20 protein-coding genes are annotated in these 21,474 nt (G+C 36.4%); 15 read left to right on the forward strand and 5 right to left on the reverse strand.

Annotated features, from left to right (window positions below; translation table 11 throughout):
• Positions 1-31 precede the first annotated feature (31 nt).
• From chvE (A8L44_RS06810) to A8L44_RS06835, 6 genes are all read left to right on the forward strand, one after another.
• On the forward strand, positions 32-1,111 hold the full coding sequence (gene chvE, locus A8L44_RS06810; protein WP_066103512.1) for a multiple monosaccharide ABC transporter substrate-binding protein: 1,080 nt from the start codon (positions 32-34) through the stop codon (positions 1,109-1,111).
• Positions 1,112-1,218: 107 nt separating this feature from the next.
• Positions 1,219-2,298: a multiple monosaccharide ABC transporter substrate-binding protein gene (chvE, locus tag A8L44_RS06815; RefSeq protein WP_066103515.1), complete on the forward strand. Its 1,080-nt coding sequence runs from the start codon at positions 1,219-1,221 to the stop codon at positions 2,296-2,298.
• Positions 2,299-2,378: 80 nt separating this feature from the next.
• Positions 2,379-3,914 (forward strand): multiple monosaccharide ABC transporter ATP-binding protein, encoded by a 1,536-nt coding sequence (mmsA, locus tag A8L44_RS06820; protein ID WP_066103518.1) that lies wholly within the window; start codon positions 2,379-2,381, stop codon positions 3,912-3,914.
• On the forward strand, positions 3,911-5,074 hold the full coding sequence (gene mmsB, locus A8L44_RS06825) for a multiple monosaccharide ABC transporter permease (protein WP_066103520.1): 1,164 nt from the start codon (positions 3,911-3,913) through the stop codon (positions 5,072-5,074). The genes mmsA and mmsB overlap by 4 nt, the downstream gene beginning before the upstream one ends.
• A gap of 31 nt (positions 5,075-5,105) precedes the next feature.
• Positions 5,106-6,089, forward strand: coding sequence for an aldo/keto reductase (locus A8L44_RS06830; protein WP_066103523.1), 984 nt, complete (start codon positions 5,106-5,108; stop codon positions 6,087-6,089).
• 215 nt (positions 6,090-6,304) lie between these two features.
• Entirely contained in the window at positions 6,305-7,345 is a 1,041-nt protein-coding gene (locus tag A8L44_RS06835) for an aldose epimerase family protein (RefSeq protein WP_066103526.1), read from the forward strand.
• Between the two features lie 82 nt (positions 7,346-7,427).
• On the opposite strand, the gene A8L44_RS06840 is transcribed toward A8L44_RS06835, so the two are convergent.
• Both A8L44_RS06840 and A8L44_RS06845 read right to left on the reverse strand, forming a co-directional pair.
• Positions 7,428-7,820: a DUF1648 domain-containing protein gene (locus A8L44_RS06840; protein ID WP_066103528.1), complete on the reverse strand. Its 393-nt coding sequence runs from the start codon at positions 7,818-7,820 to the stop codon at positions 7,428-7,430.
• A 184-nt stretch (positions 7,821-8,004) separates the two neighbouring features.
• Positions 8,005-8,928: an NAD(P)/FAD-dependent oxidoreductase gene (locus A8L44_RS06845; protein ID WP_066103529.1), complete on the reverse strand. Its 924-nt coding sequence runs from the start codon at positions 8,926-8,928 to the stop codon at positions 8,005-8,007.
• Positions 8,929-9,080: 152 nt separating this feature from the next.
• Between A8L44_RS06845 and A8L44_RS06850 the strand changes: the two genes are divergently transcribed.
• Positions 9,081-9,869, forward strand: coding sequence for an SDR family oxidoreductase (locus A8L44_RS06850; RefSeq protein WP_066103531.1), 789 nt, complete (start codon positions 9,081-9,083; stop codon positions 9,867-9,869).
• A 330-nt stretch (positions 9,870-10,199) separates the two neighbouring features.
• Here the strand turns inward: A8L44_RS06850 and A8L44_RS06855 are convergent, their stop codons facing one another.
• On the reverse strand, positions 10,200-11,075 hold the full coding sequence (locus A8L44_RS06855) for a phosphatase PAP2 family protein (RefSeq protein WP_066103533.1): 876 nt from the start codon (positions 11,073-11,075) through the stop codon (positions 10,200-10,202).
• 250 nt (positions 11,076-11,325) lie between these two features.
• Here A8L44_RS06855 and A8L44_RS06860 point away from each other — a divergent pair, with 250 nt between their 5' ends.
• From A8L44_RS06860 to A8L44_RS06880, 5 genes are all read left to right on the forward strand, one after another.
• Positions 11,326-11,769 (forward strand): hypothetical protein, encoded by a 444-nt coding sequence (locus tag A8L44_RS06860; protein ID WP_225983572.1) that lies wholly within the window; start codon positions 11,326-11,328, stop codon positions 11,767-11,769.
• The gene (locus A8L44_RS06865) at positions 11,757-12,047 is read left to right on the forward strand and encodes a YxcD family protein (RefSeq protein ID WP_066103535.1); all 291 of its coding nucleotides are present in this window, start codon (positions 11,757-11,759) and stop codon (positions 12,045-12,047) included. The genes A8L44_RS06860 and A8L44_RS06865 overlap by 13 nt, the downstream gene beginning before the upstream one ends.
• Before the next feature lie 201 nt (positions 12,048-12,248).
• On the forward strand, positions 12,249-13,391 hold the full coding sequence (locus A8L44_RS06870) for an acyl-CoA dehydrogenase family protein (protein ID WP_066103537.1): 1,143 nt from the start codon (positions 12,249-12,251) through the stop codon (positions 13,389-13,391).
• Between the two features lie 84 nt (positions 13,392-13,475).
• Positions 13,476-15,095 carry a long-chain fatty acid--CoA ligase gene (locus A8L44_RS06875; protein ID WP_066103538.1) on the forward strand — a complete coding sequence of 540 codons (1,620 nt, stop codon included), beginning with the start codon at positions 13,476-13,478 and terminating at the stop codon, positions 15,093-15,095.
• 164 nt (positions 15,096-15,259) lie between these two features.
• Positions 15,260-15,514, forward strand: a complete 255-nt coding sequence (locus A8L44_RS06880; RefSeq protein WP_066103540.1) for a sigma-G-dependent sporulation-specific acid-soluble spore protein CsgA — start codon at positions 15,260-15,262, stop codon at positions 15,512-15,514.
• Positions 15,515-15,691: 177 nt separating this feature from the next.
• On the opposite strand, the gene A8L44_RS06885 is transcribed toward A8L44_RS06880, so the two are convergent.
• Positions 15,692-16,429 carry a cyclase family protein gene (locus A8L44_RS06885; RefSeq protein ID WP_066103542.1) on the reverse strand — a complete coding sequence of 246 codons (738 nt, stop codon included), beginning with the start codon at positions 16,427-16,429 and terminating at the stop codon, positions 15,692-15,694.
• 424 nt (positions 16,430-16,853) lie between these two features.
• Between A8L44_RS06885 and fbp the strand changes: the two genes are divergently transcribed.
• Positions 16,854-18,782 (forward strand): fructose-1,6-bisphosphatase, encoded by a 1,929-nt coding sequence (gene fbp, locus A8L44_RS06890; RefSeq protein WP_066103543.1) that lies wholly within the window; start codon positions 16,854-16,856, stop codon positions 18,780-18,782.
• Positions 18,783-18,855: 73 nt separating this feature from the next.
• Here the strand turns inward: fbp and A8L44_RS06895 are convergent, their stop codons facing one another.
• Positions 18,856-19,197, reverse strand: coding sequence for a hypothetical protein (locus tag A8L44_RS06895; protein ID WP_066103545.1), 342 nt, complete (start codon positions 19,195-19,197; stop codon positions 18,856-18,858).
• 226 nt (positions 19,198-19,423) lie between these two features.
• Here A8L44_RS06895 and A8L44_RS06900 point away from each other — a divergent pair, with 226 nt between their 5' ends.
• Both A8L44_RS06900 and A8L44_RS06905 read left to right on the forward strand, forming a co-directional pair.
• A complete protein-coding gene (locus tag A8L44_RS06900; protein WP_077248012.1) occupies positions 19,424-20,002 on the forward strand; it encodes a copper resistance CopC family protein in 579 nt (192 codons plus the stop codon).
• A gap of 3 nt (positions 20,003-20,005) precedes the next feature.
• A complete protein-coding gene (locus tag A8L44_RS06905) occupies positions 20,006-21,094 on the forward strand; it encodes a copper resistance D family protein (RefSeq protein WP_066103546.1) in 1,089 nt (362 codons plus the stop codon).
• Positions 21,095-21,474 lie beyond the last annotated feature (380 nt).

Consider the following 21,474-nt stretch of genomic DNA (forward strand, 5'->3'; position numbering starts at 1 on the left):
CCTTATTTTACAAAAGGGAGTGGTTAATAACATGAGGAAGTTTGTTACTGCAATGATGATGTTTGTACTGGTATTTACCTTAGCGGCATGTGGCAGCGATGAAAAATCCAGTGGGGAAGAAAAAGGGTTTGTTGGAATTGCCATGCCAACAAAGTCATCGGAGCGCTGGGTATTTGATGGAGAAAATATGGTCAAGGAATTTGAAAAGTTAGGCTACAAGACAGATCTGCAATATGGCGAAGACGTTATTGAAAATCAAATTGCCCAAATTGAAAACATGATTACTAAAGAAGTAGACATTTTAGTAGTTGCCTCTATTGATGGGGAATCTTTAACAGAAGTCCTTCAAAAAGCGGCTGATCAAGATATTAAAGTTATTTCCTATGACCGATTAATCAAAGGGACAGATAATGTGAGTTATTATGCCACATTTGATAACTTCAAGGTTGGTGTTCTACAAGCCTCCTACATTGAAGACAAGCTAGGACTTAAGGACGGCAAAGGACCTTTTAATATTGAGTTGTTTGGCGGGTCTCCAGATGATAACAATGCATACTTTTTCTATGATGGTGCAATGTCTGTCTTAAAGCCATACATAGACTCAGGGAAATTGGTTGTTAAAAGCAAACAAACAGATATGAAGCAAATTGCTACTTTGCGTTGGGATGGCGCAACTGCACAATCTCGTATGGACAACTTGCTAAGTTCACAATATTCAACTGATCGTGTAGATGCCGTTTTATCTCCATTTGATGGAATCAGTATCGGTATTATTTCTTCTCTTAAAGGGGTTGGTTATGGAACTGGAAGTAAACCATTACCAATAATTACTGGACAGGATGCTGAGTTGGCATCAGTAAAATCTATTATTGCCGGTGAGCAAACCTCAACCATCTTTAAAGATACGAGAGCATTAGCTAAAAAAGCAGTGGAGATGGCTGATGCAGTTCTAAAAGGTAAGGAAGCGGAAGTAAATGATACTGAAACATATGACAATGGAAATAAGGTTGTACCTTCTTATCTATTGGAACCGGTTTCAGTTGATAAAGAGAATTACAAAGAAATTTTAGTAGATAGCGGATATTACACAGAAGAAGAATTAAGCAAATAAAAGAAATAGTGGGTCTCGTTTTTTTCAAAGGTTTCTATATTCCAAGCTTTATGGGGCTAGCATAAATTAGAAACCTTTATTTTTATCAAAAGGGAGAGGTTCAAAACATGAGAAAATTTGTTACTGCAATGATGATGTTTGCACTGGTACTTACCTTAGCAGCATGTGGCAGCGATGAAAAATCCAGCGGTGATGAAAAAGGGTTTGTTGGAATCGCTATGCCGACAAAGTCATCAGAGCGTTGGGTATTTGATGGAGAAAATATGGTCGAAGAGTTTGAAAAGCTAGGCTACAAAACAGATCTTCAATATGGCGAAGATGTCATTGAAAATCAAATTGCCCAAATTGAAAATATGATTACTAAAGGAGTAGATATTTTAGTAGTCGCCTCTATTGATGGGGAATCATTGACAGAAGTTCTTCAAAAAGCAGCTGACCAGGATATTAAGGTTATATCCTATGACCGCTTAATTAAAGGGACAGATAATGTGAGTTATTATGCCACATTTGATAACTACAAAGTTGGTGTTTTACAAGGCTCTTATATTGAAGAAAAACTTGGTCTTAAGGACGGCAAAGGACCATTTAATATTGAATTGTTTGGCGGATCTCCAGACGATAACAACGCATACTTTTTCTATGATGGTGCAATGTCTGTTCTAAAACCATACATAGATTCTGGGAAATTGGTTGTTAAAAGTAAACAAACAGATATGAAGCAAATTGCTACTTTACGCTGGGATGGCGCAACAGCGCAAACTCGTATGGACAACTTACTAAGTTCACAATATTCATCTGATCGTGTAGATGCAGTCTTATCGCCAAATGATGCATTAGCTATTGGTATTATTTCTTCTTTAAAAGGGGTTGGTTATGGATCGGATAGCAAACCATTACCGATTATTACCGGACAAGATGCTGATTTGGCATCAGTAAAATCAATCATTGCCGGTGAACAAACCTCTTCCATCTTTAAAGATACGAGAGCATTGGCTAAAAAAGCAGTTGAAATGACAGATGCAGTTCTAAAAGGCAAGGAAGCAGAAGTAAATGACACTGAAACATATGACAATGGAAACAAGGTTGTACCATCTTATCTTTTAGAACCAGTAATAGTAGATAAAGAAAATTATAAAGAAATTTTAGTCGATAGCGGATATTACACAGAAGAAGAGCTAAGCAATTAACAGAATGGATGGCGGATGCTGTTTGATTGTAATGTAAACGGTTAAACAGCATCTAAATTTATACAGTTGAGGTGAATGGCGTGTCATCAATTTTATTAGAAATGAAAAATATCACGAAGACATTCCCTGGGGTAAAAGCTCTTGACCATGTGAATTTAAAAATTAAAGAAGGCGAAATCCACGCCCTTTGCGGAGAAAATGGAGCTGGTAAATCTACTTTAATGAAAGTATTGAGTGGAGTGTACCCACATGGCACTTATTCAGGAGATATCTTATTTAATGGAGAAGTGTGTGAATTTAAAAATATTAAGCAAAGTGAAAATCTAGGCATTGTAATTATCCATCAAGAATTGGCTTTAATCCCTTATCTATCTATCTCTGAAAATATATTTATAGGCAATGAACAAACAAAACATGGAATCATAAATTTTAATGAAACAATTGTAAAAACATTAGACTTACTGAAAATTGTTGGGTTAAATGAATCACCGAATACACCGGTTAATCAACTGGGTGTAGGAAAGCAACAATTAGTTGAAATAGCAAAGGCATTATCCAAGAAAGTGAAATTACTTATATTAGATGAACCAACTGCAGCTTTAAATGAGAATGATAGTGAAAATCTCTTAAATTTAATGCTTGAATTTAAGAAACAAGGAATGACCTCCATAATAATCTCTCATAAATTAAATGAGATTGCAAAGGTGGCCGATTCGATAACCATCCTTCGTGATGGTAAAACTATCGAAACTCTTGATATGAAAAAAGGTGTTACGGAGGACCGAATCATTAAGGGGATGGTAGGACGTGACTTAACGAATCGGTATCCTGAACACACACCAAATATTGGAGAAACCATATTAGAAGTGAAAAACTGGACGGTTCAGGATGAAAACAATTCCGATCGTAACGTGGTTGATGATGTAAGTTTCCAAATAAAAAGCGGTGAAATTATTGGCATAGCCGGATTAATGGGAGCTGGGAGAACCGAGCTGGCGATGAGTTTGTTTGGAAAGGCTTATGGTAAAAAAATCTCAGGCCAAATAATTAAAAAGGGAAAAGAACTGAAGCTGAAAAATATTACACAAGCAATCGATAATGGCATTGCTTACGTAACTGAAGACCGTAAATCATATGGACTTGTATTGGAAGAAGATATTAAAACGAATATCACATTGGCAAATCTGGGTAAAATATCTCAAAAACTAGTTGTAAATGATAATCAGGAAATTATTGAAGCAGAGCAATATCGCAAAAAAATGAATATAAAGAGCCCAAGTATCTTACAAAAAGCAATGAATCTAAGTGGAGGAAATCAACAAAAAGTCGTGTTAAGCAAGTGGATTTTTGCTGAACCGGAAATCTTGATTTTGGATGAACCAACACGTGGGATTGACGTTGGGGCAAAGTATGAAATTTATTCTATTATTAATGAATTGGCCGACAAAGGAATGGGAGTATTGGTCATTTCATCAGAACTGCCTGAGATATTAGGAATATGCGACAGAATTTATGTCATGCGTGAGGGCACATTTACCGCAGAATTTGACCGGAATGAAGCTTCACAAGAAAAAATTATGAAATACATGACCAGAACAGGGGTGGAACAGCTGTGAAAACACTGACTAGTTTATTGAAAAATAATATAAGACAGTATGGAATGGTATTGGCTCTGATCTTTATCATGGTGCTATTTCAAGTATTAACGGATGGCATATTACTAAAACCTCTTAATATTACAAATCTTATTCTGCAAAATAGTTATATTCTTGTTTTAGCAATCGGGATGTTGTTGGTCATTATATTGGGGCATATCGATCTTTCCGTTGGTTCGATTGTAGCCTTTGTTGGAGCTATGTCAGCGATATTTATGATTGAAATGAACATGCCGGTTTGGTTATCTGTCATTCTTTGTCTTATTATAGGAGCTTTAATAGGAGCTTGGCATGGATTTTGGGTTGCATTCCTTAAAATCCCAGCATTTATCGTTACACTCGCAGGGATGCTGATTTTCCGCGGACTTACTATGCTTGTTCTCAATGGGCAATCCATTGCTCCGTTTCCTGAGTCCTTCCGCCAAATGAGTACAGGGTTTATACCGGGGCTGAATAAAACAGGAGAATTAGATTTACTGACTATGATTGTCGGAGTTTTAATCTCTCTCGTACTATTATGGAGTGAATTTAGAAAGCGTAAAAAACAACAGTCTTACAATTTTGAAGTACTTCCAATGTGGTTATTTGCTTTAAAACTGGTATTTATAGTAGCAGTAATGAATATATTTGCTTATTTCCTAGCTTCATATGAAGGTATTCCTAATATTTTGGTGATTTTAGTTGTATTAATTGTTGCTTACTCATTCTTTACAAATAAAACAGTCCCTGGTCGACATTTATATGCGCTTGGCGGTAATGAAAAAGCAGCAAAATTATCAGGTATTAAAACAAAATGGCTTACCTTCTGGGTATTTGTAAACATGGGTGTATTATCTGCCTTATCAGGATTATTATTTGCAGCTCGGTTGAATGCAGCAACTCCTAAAGCGGGTAACTCTTTTGAATTGGATGCGATCGCTGCGGTCTTTATTGGCGGGGCATCCGCATATGGCGGTATAGGGACTGTTATAGGCGCTGTCGTTGGTGGTTTGGTAATGGGTGTATTAAACAATGGTATGTCGTTAATTGGCTTAGGCGTGGATTATCAACAGACAATTAAAGGACTGGTATTGTTGCTAGCTGTAGGGTTTGACGTGTATAATAAAAATAAATCATCGTAAGTTTATTTTAACAAAAAGAGGTGTTTGGAAAGTGAATTATCGCAGACTTGGCAATACCGATTTATCTGTAAGTGAGATTAGTTTTGGGACATGGGGAATTGGCGGTGATTGGGGAAAGGCTGATACCCAGGATGCTCTTCTTGGTTTAAATCGCGCTATGGAGAATGGAGTTAACTTCTTTGATACGGCGGATGTATACGGAAGTGGTAGAAGCGAAGAACTGTTAAGGGAAGCGACGAAAGGCAAAGAGGATACGATCCATATTGCTACGAAATTTTGTCGAGCCGGTGATATTCATGATCCAGATACATATTCGGAAGAGGCAATTCGGGCATATTGTGAGGGCAGTCTCAAAAGGCTTGGCCGCGAACGGATTGACCTATATCAAATTCATTGTCCGCCCTTACATATTTTAAAGAATACGGATGTATTTACTGTGCTGGATAAGCTTCAGCAGGAAGGGAAAATTCGCCATTATGGCGTGAGCGTAGAGACTGTTGAAGAAGGTTTATTCTGTCTTACCATTCCAGGTGTCAGAGCATTACAGGTCATTTTCAATATATTCCGGCAAAAACCGCTTGAAGAACTCTTCCCGACAGCTAAAAAACAGGGGGTTGGTATATTAGCCCGCGTACCACTGGCCAGTGGTTTGCTAACAGGAAAATTCAGCACCCAAACAAAATTTGAAGAAAATGATCACCGTAGCTTTAATGCAAATGGAGAAAAATTTAATGTTGGTGAAACATTTGCAGGACTTGAGTTTTCAAAAGGAGTTGAGCTTAGCAATCAGCTTTCCTGGATTGCGGATGGAAGAGGTACCATGGCTAATTCAGCTTTACGATGGATTCTGGACCATGAAGAAATTACATGTGCAATACCTGGTTTTAAAAATGCGCAACAAGTTGACCAAAATTTAAAGGCGATTCAAACTAAATCCTTTTCAAAAGAAGAGTTAGATAGGCTGCAAACGTTTTATATGAATGAAGTACATGATTATATTCGCGGACCTTATTAATGCCAGTTAAACGGGAGATTGAAACGATTAATAGATAATCAATAAAAAAGGAGCAGGTATTAGAGATTTATATATTTTCTAATGCCTGTTTATTTGCACAATTTATATCTTCTGAAATAGACTAATAATAGCGTTTTCAATCACGTTTGTTGTGAAGGAATACATACAAAATATAAAATTAGGTTACACCTCTATATGATAAGGAGAGAAAGTACATGCAAATTGAACAGAAGGTATTTGGTGAAATTGAGAATCAGGAAGTTGTGCAATTTTCAATTACTAATAAATCAGGATTTACCGTTCGTTTTATAAATTATGGTTGTGTGATTACAGATATTATTGCTCCTGACCGTGAGGGAAATATGGAGAATGTCGTATTGGGGTTTGATTGTATGGAAGATTACGAGAATCATTCACCTTATTTTGGAGCGGTTGTCGGCAGAATTGCAGGACGAATCGCAAATAGTCAGTTCACTCTTAACGGGAAGTCCTACCAGATCACTAAAAACGAGGGGGATAACCACCTGCATGGAGGGGTTAAGGGGTTTAGCCATGTTCTTTGGGATTATAAAGTAGTAGAAGAAAAGGATGCTGTTGGGGTTGAATTCAGCTATACAAGTAAAGCAGGAGAAGAAGGATTCCCTGGCAAGGTAGAGGTTACAACGACTTATTTAGTAAATGAAAACAATCAGCTTGATATTCGCTATAAAGCTACCACCGATGAAGATACGATCATCAATTTAACGAATCATACATATTTTAATTTAAGTGGTGACTTGAGCAAAACAATCAAAAATCACGAATTACAGCTCGAAAGCAGTCGATTTATTGAGCTTAAGGAAGATTCTATTCCGACTGGTCGATTAATTCCTGTCGAGGGAACACCGTTTGATTTTACGAATAGCAAGCCGATTTCTCAAGGTGTCGATAGTGGCTACAAACAAAATGAGTTAGCAGGCAATGGCTTTGACCATCCGTTCGTTTTGGATTCCAATTTTAATAGAGAAATAGAATTATACGATCCTGAGAGTGGACGTAAATTATTAGTGGAAACGGACCAACCAGCCGTTGTTATTTATACTTGCAATCAATCGGAAGGGAATTATGAAATCAGGGGTGTCCGTCCGCATCATCATATGGCTATATGTTTGGAAACACAGGGATTCCCAGATGCTATTAACCAACCTGATTTCCCTCCGGTCACACTTAAAAAAGATGATGTATATCAAGCGCATACGAGATATATTTTTAAATAAGGCTATGTTTAAAGAGAGTGATGCTTTTAATGGATTAGACGAGGACCTTTAAGATTGGGTCCTCTTTTTGTGTCTCTGCTTATTACAAAACCGATAGGATAATTCTCCAGTTAGCTATGACAAAACAAATTACAATGCCATTTTTAATTGCATTTACGAGAATTCTATTGTATTTTAACTCTTTCGATTTATCGTCATTTCGATACAAAGGTAGGTTAATATTATGCGGATCCTTTTCAATGAAATTGAATACAAACCAAATTAATAATCCGAAGAACGGAAGAGCTAAAATGCTTTTTTTCTCCCCCCAATGTGAAACATGACCGTTCGAATCGAATGTCATAGGAATACTATTGGGTATATCTGACCATCTAATCATTATGTATACAAAAATGATTATAAGTAGGATTAAAGATACTATATTAAAACTAAATTCAAATAATGTTTTTTTGTTTTCGATGGGATGCTTGACCATTTACGCCCTCCTTTTAAAATAGATAACCTAATTTTACCATATAACCAAATAAACGTAATGCAACTATACGAGAATCCTACAAAGTATTGAAAACTTTGGCAACCATTATCTTTAAATAAACAAAAAAAAGAGAGAGCGGGGTTTAATATCCGCTCTCTCTTTCTAAAATAACCAATATACTGGTCTACAACAATCCTTTTCGTTTGTATTCCATTAATCGCTTATTGATCCAAATGGCCGCCTGTGTCGCATCCCCCATGGCAATCGTGGCCTGTTCGGAGTGCGATACAATATCTCCCGCTGCCCATACATTTTTAACATTGGTTTCTTTTGTTCGTGCATCCACTTTAATATGTCTGTTATTCTCTATATGAACACCAATTTGACTGGCCAATTCTGTATGAACTTTATTGCCGCCAAAGCCGATAAAAGCTCGATCAGCTTGCAGGGATTCACCATTTTTTAAATGGACGCCTGTAAAAAAGTCCTCTGATTCTTTTGACACAGATTCTATTTCCTCTTCTAAGTACGTAATATGATGTTGGTTAAGTTTAGATAGAATGTCCGCTGAGACAGGTGTTTTCTCATGATTGATATAGGTTATAACATCCGTCCAATTTAATAAAGATACTGCAAGATTGGCACCTGGATCACCAGCACCCATCACAATAATTTTTTTATCCATCGCTTCGTAGCCATCACAATCTGTGCATATATAAATGGTGCTGCCCAAGCACTCTCTTATATTGGGGATATCAGGTATCCGATCGGTAACGCCTGTAGCCAGTAAAATAGTCTTGGTTTGATACGTTTCGTTATCAGTCGTTATCAAAAATTCATCATCTCTTTTAGATATTTGCTTCACATCAGATTTGATGAATGTAACTCCTGTTTCAGATGCTTGCTGCTGTCCTTTTTTTCGTAATTCTTCACCACTGACGCCTTCAGGCCATCCGATGATATTTCGATAATCCTTACATAAATTAGACCGTCCTGCTTCCTTAGAATCAATAACTAAACAATTAATTTGGCTTCTGCCCATTTGTATTGCCGCCTGAGTGCCGGCAATACCTCCACCTATAACAATACATTCCCAAGAATTTCTCATAGTAGTACCATTGCCTCCTGCTTAACGTCATCCCTTAGTATCAGGATGAAATAAGATATTATACCCTTCTATACCCATTCATACTGTATTTTGACAAACAATTGGTCGAAATGTAAAAATTAGATATCCGAATAAGAATGGAGGTTGAACGATTGGATCTTAAATTAGCAGGAAAAAACGCGTTAGTGGTTGCATCTAGTCAAGGTTTAGGAAAAGCTATTGCGCAAAAGTTAGTGGAAGAGGGCGCAAATGTGATGATAACTGGCAGACATGCAAACAAGTTAGAAAAAGTGGCAAATGAACTAATCCCTTTAAACAAAAAAAGCAGGGTTGTCTATTGTGAAGTTGACATTACAAGGCCTGAACAAATTAAGGACTTGGTAAGGAAAACGGTGCAAGAGTTTGGAACAATTGATATTCTACTCAATAATGCAGGAGGACCGCCGGCAGGGACATTTATGGAATTATCTGATGAGGACTGGCAAAACTCGTTTGAATTGAATTTATTAAGCTATGTTCGAATGATTCGAGAAGTGTATCCTTATATGAAAGATCAGGGTGGAAGGATTCTTAATATGGCTTCTATTTCTGTTAAGGAACCAATTCAGGGATTGCTGTTATCCAATACATTCCGCCTTGGTATTACCGGTTTAACGAAAACATTAGCATCTGAATTTGCTCAGGACCATATCTTAATAAATACGATTGCACCTGGTGTTATATCCACAGGTAGGATAACCTATTTGGATGAAAAAACAGCCGAGCGTCAAGGGTTATCCATAGATGAAGTAAAAGAAAATGCACAAAAGCAAATTCCGCTTGGCCGATACGGAGAACCAGAGGAATTTGCTAACTATGCAGTATTTCTGTTATCAATGCTCAATACGTATGTAACCGGACAAGTATTATTAGTCGATGGTGGAAAAGTGAAGGGAATTTAATTTCTATTAGAGTTTGAAAGAATACCCGTCCATTTGTAAAAGATAGAGATTGAATGAGGAGATTTATTGAAATAAATAATTGTGTATTCGCTTTATATTTTTTTTGAATTTATTCAGCATAGCAAGTGGTTATTCTAATGAATCTCTTTGGAACTTTATATGAAAACCATTAATAATTTTGAACGGCATCGTCAACAACGATGCCGCTTTTATATGGTTCCTTTTTAATAAGATTTAATCTATGATTTTTCTTTTCCTGATAAAGAAGCGGAAATTTTAGGTGTCTCTTCGAATAAGACTTTAAAGTCCTATTAGGTTGATAATTCAACATTAGTTCGCTTGCTTTTCGGATTTAATCTTTGAAGATACGGTTTTATTTTTGATGAAAAGCAGGTTGGGTGTCATTTTCCCTTCCATTCGCGCAGACTTACTTACCAATATAGAGATCAAATTGGCCATCGTAAAGGCTGTAATAGCAAGAAGTACTCCTGCAGCCATATCTGTCAGCCAGTGTATGCCAAGATAAATAGTGGAGAACATGATTATTCCCACACTGCCAGTCATAAACCATTTAAAAGGCTTATTGTTCGACTTATAGCTTAAGAATAATAAAGTCAGTGAAATCGAGTTATGCAGGCTTGGGAAACAGTTATTCAATCCTGATACATTCCGATATTGAGTCTCAAAGTCTGGATAAACTTCCGGGATTAAAAAGTGTACCTGAGAATGGACATACCATACCTCATTAACAGGTAAAAAAAGATAAAAGGGTATGGCAATAAGATAATTCAGCCCAACGGCATAAATAAATGTATAGAATAATTGCTTGTTTTGTTGGATGAAATAGAGGACAAATGATGTTGAAATCAAAGTGACAAATATAATGATGTAGAAAAAAGTTGTGATTTCTGTTAACCAAATATTATACAATAGGTTTTGGAAATTAGCCAGTAATTGCCCTTCATACTGCTGAATAATATGAGAATAGTCCCCGATATGAATAAAATTGCTCTCTATTTGCAATTCCAGTTTATTGATTAAAAGTATAGTCCCAAGTAATGCAAAATGAATCCATGATTTTTTGTTCTTTCGGCTATCCCATAAAATCTTAAATACGATGAAAGGGTTACGCTTTGATAGGATAATAACTAAAAAAACCGTCATAATCGTGATGGTGATAGCAATCGTAAACATAGATTGATACATATACAGACGTTCCCTTCCTGATTCAATATATTCATAGTGTATATATTATAACGTTTTGAATTGTAGGAATAGTAAAAAGGGTCCAATTTTTACATATTTTATTTGAATTGAATGATAAGCTTACAAATTTTATAAAAATCTATATAAATTTTGAAGAAAAATGAAAAACAATGAAACTTCTTAAAACTTGATTCGTAAATACAAATATGGGAAACTAAGCCTGACTACTAGAATTACAGGAGGAATTACTTTGTTAAAGAAAATGTTAACTGCTTTTATGTTGGTTACCTTTGTATTTGCACCGGTGGCTGAACATGCGTTTGTAGGAACTTCACACGAGGTTAGTGCAAAATCATACCGTTCAGGTAAAAAATCGTTCAATTCAAATAATAACCAATCTAATTTCAACCAAAACAATTCAACAGTTAATAAGCAAAAATCAACAACAAACAGCAATGCCAAAGCAACTAAAACAAATTCATTTAATAAAGGTGGATTCATGAAAAGTATGATGCTTGGCGGTATTGCCGGTTTATTATTCGGCGGTTTGCTAGCTAATATGGGTGCCATGGGATCCGTACTTGGTTTATTATTGAATGTACTTGCAATTTTGCTGATTGTTGCTTTAATCAAAAAAATCTTTACACGTAGTAACCGTCCACGAAAAGAGGTTGACGGAACGTGGAGACAATAAAAATTTCAGAGAATGAGATTATTAATTCACTTTGTGTTTATATCGCAGCTAAAAAGCAAGTCAATCCTGAACAAGTTGAAATTGAATTATTGTATGACGATAAATATGGGTTCTCCGCAGAAGCACATGTTAATGGAAGATCCCAAATTCTAATCACCGCAAACATGATTGAAGCACTGCGTTTTTATATTGAGCATGAGCTGAATATGGATCCATTTGCTGCAGCTATTGAACTTGAATTAGATGACGAGGAAGGCATTATTGCCTACGTTCAATAAAAGTATGAAAAGAGGCTTAGGCCTCTTTTTTTATTATTTAAAATGATTAGCTTATAATCAGTCTATTCATCAATTGACTGGGACTGTTACGTATTTTTAGAAAATTATAAAAATGTTCGTGACTTTATACATATTGGTCGCTAATATAAAAAGCATAAGAAATTATTTAAGCGCTTACATACATATAGGAGGAAATAAAAGATGCATCCTTATTTAAATGAAGAGCATGACATATTTAGAAAATCCTTTAGAAAGTTTCTAAAAAAAGAGGCGTATCCATACTATGACCAGTGGGAGAAAGAGAAACTGATTCCAAGAGAATTTTGGTCCAAGCTTGGTCAAGAGGGATATTTATGCCCGGATTTACCAGAGCAATATGGCGGCTTGGAAACGGATTGGGGTATATCAGTTGTCATTAATGAAGAACTCGAGCGCCTTGGTTCCGGTACAATCGGGATTGGTCTCCATAATGATATTGTTGTGCCGTATATTAACGCCTATGGTACGAAAGAACAAAAGGAGAAATGGCTTCCCAAATGTGTCAGCGGGGAAATCATCACAGCTATTGCCATGACAGAACCAGGTGCAGGCTCTGATCTTGCTTCCTTATCTACATACGCAGAATTAAAAGAGGACCATTATATTTTAAATGGACAGAAGACCTTCATTACGAACGGAATCCACGCAGACCTCATCATTGTAGCTTGTAAAACGGATTTACATGCTATACCCAAGCATAAAGGAATAAGCCTGCTTGTTGTCGAAAGAGATATGGAAGGCTTCTCAAGAGGACGTAAACTAGAAAAAGTGGGTATGCATTGCCAGGATACAGCGGAGCTCCTATTTGAGGATTGTATCGTACCAAAGGGAAATTTGTTGGGAGAAGCAGGGAAAGGCTTTATGTATATGATGGATAAGCTCCAGCAGGAACGGTTAATCGTAGCTATTTCAGCTCAGGTTGCTGCTGAGGATATGCTTCAGATGACGCTCGATTATGTTAAGTCAAGGAAAGCATTCGGAAAATCAATCAGTGATTTTCAAAATACGAAGTTTAAGCTGGCTGAAATCGCATCCGACATAAAAATGGGAAGAGTATTTCTTGATCAATTAATTGCAGATCATATAGCCGGGAAGAATATAGTAGCAGAAGTCTCAATGGCCAAGTGGAAATTAACAGATATGTCTAAACGCATCTCGGTTGAATGCATGCAGCTACACGGTGGATATGGCTACATGGAAGAATACAAGATTGCCAGACGATTCAGGGATACCCCGGTTGCCAGTATTTATGCCGGTACAAATGAAATTATGAAGACGATCATTGCTAAGAACCTTGGACTTTAATGGGGGAAAGTGAATTAGCATTGGACTCAAGGTCAGGTGAGATTTAAGAGTACTATATTCAATTAATAGGAGGAAGGGGTAATAATGATGATGCACGTGCCATTAACTGTACATTCTTTGCTGGAAAGAGCTGAAAAAGTATTTCCGAAGAAAGAAGTGGTATCAAGGACTCATGATAAGGTGCAGCGATTAACGTACAAAGAGATCGGTGAAAGGACAAGAAGGCTGGCGGATGTACTCCAGAAAATGAATGTATCAAGAGGTGATAAAGTCGGTACGCTGGCGTGGAATCACCATCGCCATCTCGAAGCATATTTTGCAGTACCTGGCATTGGAGCTGTTGTCCATACCATTAATATTCGTTTATCCGCAGAACATATTACCTATATTATTAATCATGCAGAAGACAAGGTACTATTGATTGATGAAGATATTGTACCCCTAATAGAAAAAATCGCCCCAGCGCTGACAACCGTCAAGGCCTATATCATTATGACGGATCAGACAGAAATACCCTCAACAAGTCTTAAACCCGCATATTCATATGAAGAACTTCTAGCAGTCGGCAACCCGAAAACTCCATTTATAAATGATTTAGATGAAAATGAAATAGCAGGAATGTGCTATACATCAGCAACAACTGGGAATCCAAAAGGTGTATTGTATTCGCACCGGGGGATTGTGCTGCATAGCTTCGCACTCGGCCTAGCAGATACAACAGCTGTTTCTGAACGTGATGTGGTCATGCCTGTTGTGCCAATGTTTCATGTGAATGCCTGGGGATTGCCATTTGCGGCCACCTGGTTTGGAGCAACTCAGGTTCTGCCTGGACCTCAATTTAATCCTAAATTATTAGCCGAATTTATCCAATCAGAAGGTGTGACAAAAACAGCTGGTGTGCCGACAATTTGGTTAGGTCTCCTGCAGGAGCTTGAAAAAGGTACATATGATACCAGCACATTGGAATTTATTTTATGCGGTGGCTCGGCTGCACCAAAAGGATTGATTAAGCAATTTGAAATTAAATATAAAATACCATTCCTACATGCTTATGGAATGACAGAAACGGCACCATTGGCAACTGTATCACGTCTGAAAAGCTATCAGTTAGACTTACCGGAAGAAGAGCTGCTCGATATTAGAGCTAAGCAAGGCTTGCTTGTACCAGGCCTGGAAATGAAAGTGGTCGGCTCTGAAGGAGAAGTGAACTGGAACGGATTGGATATGGGTGAGCTGATGTTACGGGGCAACTGGATTGCAGATGAATATTATCGTGATGAACGGACTGCTGAGGCATTTAAAGACGGATGGCTGTTGACTGGAGATATAGCAACTGTAGATGAAGAGGGCACAATCAAGCTGGTCGATCGAACAAAGGATTTAATTAAGAGCGGCGGTGAATGGATTTCATCTGTTGATCTGGAAAACGCCTTAATGGCTCATGAGGCGATATTTGAAGCAAGTGTCGTAGCCATACCGCATCCCGAATGGCAGGAAAGACCGGTCGGGTGTGTAGTTCTTAAGCCTGAATTTCATGGAAAGGTTACCGAAGAAGAGATTCAAAGCTTCCTTAAGCCGCAATTTGCAAAATGGTGGATTCCAGATGAAATCATCTTTATGGATGAAATCCCGAAAACCTCCGTTGGTAAATTTCTAAAGGCTAAATTGAGAGAAATGATTCAAGAGAGAGTATCTAATAACTAATAGTGGATAGGTAGGGGAGAAGTCTAAACCATCAAGGATATGGTTTAGGCTTTTTTATTGCGGTTGCTTTATAAATCTAAGGATGAATCGGTAAATGCTGGTATGATTTGTTCTCTCCTGTAAAGAATAAAGGAATAACTACTATTCATTAAGGAGTGTACTTTATGAACCAGTCATTAGGATATGTGAAGGAAATTTTATCAGCACATACGGAGGACAGCAAAGTTGGCAAGCATATTTATAATATGATTTCTGACGGAAATTACGACAGCGGAGAACAGTTTGTCAGAGATTTATCAGTGGGTGAAAGTCACTACCTAAATAGGGTTTTACAAAATGCCATTGCTTATTCAAACCAAGAGCAGGACGAAGAACGATCCAAGCATTTAAATGAGATTTATGAGTTGTTGTTTGTTTGAAGAATTTTTATTTCGCACGACTTCAAGATTACAAAATCAAGCTTTGCTGACATCATACGTTTCAGGGAGAAGGCAGAACGATTCAATTATTCCAGAGACACTATATAAGATTTATTTACTAAAAATTGCTCAAGAAGAAAGGAGGTGCATAGCAACTCCTTTTTTATATTTGTCCTATCAAGGCAAAATAGAGAACGAACGTACTGGGAAGCCTGACGCTTTTTCAGGTTTCGGTACGATATTAAAGATGATAGCTCCTTTAGGAGGCAACTTGTCCAGGTTTTTCATGAGTTCAATTTGATACGTATCCTGAGAAAGTACATAATATTCGCCTCTAAGTTCCCCATTTTTACGGAAGTCAATAGCTGAATCGGTGTCAAAGGTTTCATGGCCAATAGCTTTGATTCTTCGTTCTTCAAACAAAAATTTCAACGCATCATAGCCCCAGCCAGGGATATGATTATGGCCTTCCTCATCTTTGTTGGAGAAGGCCTCTTTGTCTGGCCAGCGCTTGCTCCAGTCGGTGCGCAAAGCCACAAATGTATTTGCCTCAATTGTTCCGTGTTCTGTTTCAAAATCTAAAATATCATGGATGGTGAGTGTGAAATCAGGATTCTTCGCCGCCTCTTTTGATTTGTCAATCACAATCAAGGGCAACACAAGCTCCTTTAGTTCCAATTCGTCCAAATACCGGGTGTCTGGCACGAAATGAATGGGAGGATCAATATGGGTTCCATATTGACCAGCGAACGAATAACGCTGTGCCATGAATCCGTCTTCATGAGTAAATAAAGTATCAATCTGTGCGTCATCAAACATAAAGAAATGAGGGGAATCTGGTCCAAATGTATGAGTGAGGTCCACCCACTCCTTAGATTTCAAGATATTAAGTACCTGCAACAGATTGTTTACCATCTACTCTTCCTCCATAATTTTCAATTTTCGAATAATTATTATATACTTTATCATAGAGGTGTAACGGCAACAAGCTCTCCCTTTAAAAAGAATATCAGGTATGATATTTTTTATTACTTTTGCAATAGTTAATATCATTACAGATAAGAGAATGGTTAATGAATTGAGCATGATTTTTACCAATAGTGAAATAGAATTATTCATTCTTAAAAAACTTATCCCGGTCAAAGTTATTATTGCAAACCAGTGACGGTTTTACTATTAGAAATTTAAAAAATCTGTATTCAACTATTGGTTAAATAAATTATAATTAAATTACTATATTCGCTAATTCGGGGAATTTACAAATGCATTCGCTTTCCCCTTTTATTAATTAGATCCAATCGATTAGATTGATAGAAATATCGAAAGGGGATACTTATATTTGAATTCAAAATACCTGGACTTACTCGTCCAAAAATATGATTGTGAAGAAAAAGTAGTAACAGAAATTATTAATTTGGAAGCCATCCTTAACCTACCGAAGGGGACAGAACATTTTGTCAGTGATTTACATGGGGAGTATCAAGCTTTTCAACATGTACTGAGAAACGGTTCCGGGAATGTAAAACAAAAAATCAAAGACTTGTTTCAAGATGTTTTATTAGAAAAAGAAATTAATGAATTTGCGACATTAGTTTATTATCCTGAAGAGAAATTAAAGTTAATTAAAAATCAATTTGATAATAAAGAAGAATTGAATCAATGGTATATCGTTATTATTGAGCGGATGATGAGACTTATTTCTCATGCTTCATCCAAATATACCCGTTCGAAATTAAGAAAAGCATTGCCAAAGCAGTTTGAATTTATTATCGAAGAACTGCTGTACAAAACGAATCAAGCAAATAAGGAAAAATATTATAATGAAATTGTTGAGCAAATCATCTCCTTAGGCCAAGCTGATAAACTCATAACAGGTCTTGCCTATACAACTCAGAGATTGGTTGTCGATCATCTTCATGTTGTTGGCGATATATATGACCGTGGACCTGAACCTGATAAAATCATGGAAACTCTAATCAATTATCATTCGGTTGATATTCAGTGGGGTAACCACGATGTACTTTGGCTAGGTGCTTATTCTGGTTCATTGGTTTGTCTTGCTAATATTATTCGTATTTGTGCAAGGTATGACAATCTCGATATTATTGAAGATGTGTATGGAATCAATTTGAGGCCTTTGTTAACTCTGGCTGAGAAATACTATGATGACAATCCGGCTTTCAGACCAAAGGTACATTCAGATCAGAAACTATCTAGTCATGAAAAATTACAAATAACGAAAATTCATCAAGCAATTGCGATGATTCAATTCAAACTCGAAATGCCTATAATAAAGAGACGTCCGTGCTTTAATATGTCAGATAGGCTTTTATTAGAGAAAATTGATTATGATAAAAATGAAATAACGATTTATGGGGAGACTTACCCTCTTGAAAACACTTGCTTTGCCACGGTTAATCCCGAACAGCCTGAACAGTTATTAGAGGAAGAACAGCAGGTTATGGAAAAGTTATTATTCTCAGTTCAGAATTCAGAAAAGCTCGCGAGACATATGAATTTCCTTATGAAGAAAGGAAGCCTTTATTTAAAATATAACGGGAACCTATTAATACATGGGTGTATTCCTTTAGATGAAGAAGGAAATATGGAGAAGATGACCGTCGATAATAACACCTATTCAGGTCGTGAGTTACTTGATGTTTTTGAGCAATATTTACGTTATTCTTTTGCACATCCTGAAGAGTCGGGTGATCTTGCGACGGATATGGTCTGGTATTTATGGACGGGAGAATATTCGTCACTCTTTGGAAAAAGAGAAATGACAACTTTTGAGAGGTACTTTATTAAGGACAAGTCAACCCATAAAGAAAGAAAGAATCCATACTATCATTTACGCGAGAATGAAGAAATTTGTCGCAAAATACTAGCTGATTTTGATCTGGATCCTGACACAGGTCATATCATAAATGGCCATACACCAGTTAAAGAAATAGAGGGAGAAAATCCAGTTAAGGCAAATGGAAAAATGATCGTAATTGATGGAGGTTTCTCCAAAGCATACCAATCAACTACAGGCATAGCAGGATATACATTGCTATATAATTCTTACGGTATGCAATTGGTCGCCCATAAGCATTTTAATTCAAAGGAAGATGTCTTACTTAACGGGACAGATGTTTTATCAATAAAAAGATTGGTAGATAAAGAATTAAAACGGAAAAAGGTTAGAGAAACCAATATTGGAGAGAAAATAATTCAGGAAATTTCAATATTAAATAGTTTAAGGGAATATCGCTATATGGATTGATAGCAGCTTGTACTTAAAAAACAGGAACAGTGTTCCTGTTTTTTTTGTTTCAGCAAAATCAATATGGTTAACTTTATACTTCATGTATCGGTCTTCCAAATGTGTTTATACCTATATTCTTTAATTGCTTTTCTAAATGTTCTGGCTTCACTTTCCCGTTCTCTTGGCAGTAAGTTGGATAGTAATAAGGTGAGGCGACATGTGCGTCTAAATTCAGCCACACTGTACGATAGATATTGTGTACATCTCTTACGGGTAAAAATTCTCCGCTTTCCAATTCCACATCATCATCTACACCATATTCGAACCGGCAACAAGAACATATTTCAAAAGAACCCACTTGTAACTGTTTGGAATCATAATAAGCGGGTTCATCAAGCCCTTTATGACCGCATACGGGGCAAATATATTTCATAGTTTATAATCTCCTTGTTAATTGTGTGACTTCTAAATAAAGGTAAATGACTTCTTTGTTTTCTTTATTTCCTATATTATAGTGAGGGGTTCCTTAAATTATCAAACCTATTGTAATCTATAATTTACAAATAAGTCTGAATACGCTTATCTTATTATTTGGGATACATGTAAACTTTGCAATAATTAGAATTGATTTCAAGAAATTACGAACAGGGGGAAATGTTTTGAAGAAAATTATACTAATCATCGCAGTACTGTTAATGGTTTCTTTTGTACCTGATGCTTTTGCGCATTCTCATTTAGAGAGTTCTACACCTAGTGACGGAGAAGTTATTTCAGAAGAGTTACGTGAAATAACATTAATATTTAGTGGGAAAATTGAACAAGGCAGTACTTTTAAACTATTGGATTCCAAGGAACAAGCTGTTTCAGTTGAAAATATTACGATCACGGACACTGAAATTACAGGAACAATTCCTGTTAGTTTGATAAATGGAAATTATGTTGTTGATTGGAATATTATTAGTGCAGATGGCCATCAAATGGAAGGGGAGTTTTCATTCGAGGTGAAAATTGCTGGGACTGAATCTCCACTAGCTAATAACGATGAGGAAGAACAAGTGAGTAAAAATGTAGAAAATCATGAAGGAAATCAAGATGGTTTAAATGAACAGGATTCGAATGAAAATGTTGCTAATGATCAAACAGAAAATGATATATCATCCAATCTCGTTCCTATTATTATCGGTGTTTTAATAGTCACTATTATAATCACCTTTATTGCATTAAGGAGAAAAAAATAAACAATGTCCTCTGTAATTTTTAGCGAAGTTGCCCTATATCTTTGTCTTTCCATATTAATGGGCAGTTTTATTCTATCCATTGTTCCAAACCATCATCGGCCTAGCATATCTGTAGGAAAGAAATATATGATCTTAGCTGCCATTGGTGTTGGATTATTTTCTTTTTCACCCGTACTCATTCGAATCTTGAACTTACAGCAAAGAGTAGACTGGCAGGGGAGAATACAAACGGTATTATTAACGTTCGAAATTGGCAAGGCATGGATTTTTACAACTATTGTGATGTTAATTTTACTCCTGTTTATTGCTAAATTTCACCAAAGAGAAGATTCTAAATACTCTTGGATTGGATGTATTTTAACCATTTTTTTGATTATGGGCCTTGCTTGGTCCAGTCATGCAAGTACATCGGAACAGATCATCGGTTTTTTAACTCATTTTGTGCATGTTACTGCTGTAACGGTCTGGGTTGGTATTCTATTTGTTATAAGTTGGTTCTCAAAAAATCAAGAGAATTGGCTGCAGTTTTTGCGATGGTTTACCCCAATCGCAATTAGTTGTGTCCTAGTGACAGCTGCTTCAGGAATAGTCCTTATGACATTTGTTATAGATCTATCGCAATATCCAAATTCTTGGATGGTTGATTATGGACAATTTTTATTGATAAAACATATTCTTATTATGGTACTGCTTGCCTACGCTTTCGTTAATGGCATACTCATTCGACGGAGGTTAAGGGAGGACGAAACCTTTAATCCAGTTCCCTGGGTGAAAGCCGAAAGTATAGTAGCACTACTGATTTTTTCGGCAACTGCTGCAATGAGCCAGCAATCACCGCCAAGTGCAGGTACATTGGAACATGAAGGATTATCTTTTCTATTCGAACTCTTTTATCAAGGTCAGTATTATTCAGGAATGGATGTTCAGATGAGTGTAAATTCAATCAGTATCTTACTTATTACTATTGCTTTTCTATTTTTAGCCTTGCTATTTTATGCGTTTATTAAAAAAGCTTCATCAATGATCACATTAGTGCTTAGTATCTTCTTTGTCCTTTCAAGCTATTTGGCTTTGATCATGAGTGTTAGTTAAAAGGGAATTATTATAAATTTTTCCGTAGGTTTTAAGTTAGCGATTATAAAATGAGTTTATTTTTAACAAAATGGGTGCCATTCATGAATGGATTGGCCTTTTTCTATATAAGGAATATATGTCGATGTACGGGCTACGCTGAAATTGAAAAAGCGATTAAATCGGTGATTAAACGTGAAGCAATAGAGTAACGAATAACTACAAAATATTCATAGGGTGTGGTCATCAAGCAAAAAAGATTTAATCGCTTTGCCAACTATATTTTATATTCGTTCTTACGAAACGAAAGTCAGCAGAAGCATAATGAATAGGAACGTCCTAGGCATTTATAGGACGTTTTTATTAATGAGAAATATAAAAATTATTTATGGATATATGCA

It is taken from the genome of Bacillus sp. FJAT-27986 (assembly GCF_001685035.1).
GTDB lineage: Bacteria > Bacillota > Bacilli > Bacillales > Pradoshiaceae > Pradoshia.

What these genes read in the sequence shown, in the direction of transcription:
- chvE (WP_066103512.1), top strand. Translation starts at nt 32, where the DNA reads ATGAGGAAGTTTGTTACTGCAATGATGATGTTTGTACTGGTATTTACC.
- chvE (WP_066103515.1), top strand. Translation starts at nt 1,219, where the DNA reads ATGAGAAAATTTGTTACTGCAATGATGATGTTTGCACTGGTACTTACC.
- A8L44_RS06835 (WP_066103526.1), top strand. Translation starts at nt 6,305, where the DNA reads ATGCAAATTGAACAGAAGGTATTTGGTGAAATTGAGAATCAGGAAGTT.
- A8L44_RS06840 (WP_066103528.1), bottom strand. Translation starts at nt 7,820, where the DNA reads ATGGTCAAGCATCCCATCGAAAACAAAAAAACATTATTTGAATTTAGT.
- A8L44_RS06845 (WP_066103529.1), bottom strand. Translation starts at nt 8,928, where the DNA reads ATGAGAAATTCTTGGGAATGTATTGTTATAGGTGGAGGTATTGCCGGC.
- A8L44_RS06855 (WP_066103533.1), bottom strand. Translation starts at nt 11,075, where the DNA reads ATGTATCAATCTATGTTTACGATTGCTATCACCATCACGATTATGACG.
- A8L44_RS06870 (WP_066103537.1), top strand. Translation starts at nt 12,249, where the DNA reads ATGCATCCTTATTTAAATGAAGAGCATGACATATTTAGAAAATCCTTT.
- A8L44_RS06875 (WP_066103538.1), top strand. Translation starts at nt 13,476, where the DNA reads ATGATGATGCACGTGCCATTAACTGTACATTCTTTGCTGGAAAGAGCT.
- A8L44_RS06880 (WP_066103540.1), top strand. Translation starts at nt 15,260, where the DNA reads ATGAACCAGTCATTAGGATATGTGAAGGAAATTTTATCAGCACATACG.
- A8L44_RS06885 (WP_066103542.1), bottom strand. Translation starts at nt 16,429, where the DNA reads ATGGTAAACAATCTGTTGCAGGTACTTAATATCTTGAAATCTAAGGAG.
- A8L44_RS06895 (WP_066103545.1), bottom strand. Translation starts at nt 19,197, where the DNA reads ATGAAATATATTTGCCCCGTATGCGGTCATAAAGGGCTTGATGAACCC.
- A8L44_RS06905 (WP_066103546.1), top strand. Translation starts at nt 20,006, where the DNA reads ATGTCCTCTGTAATTTTTAGCGAAGTTGCCCTATATCTTTGTCTTTCC.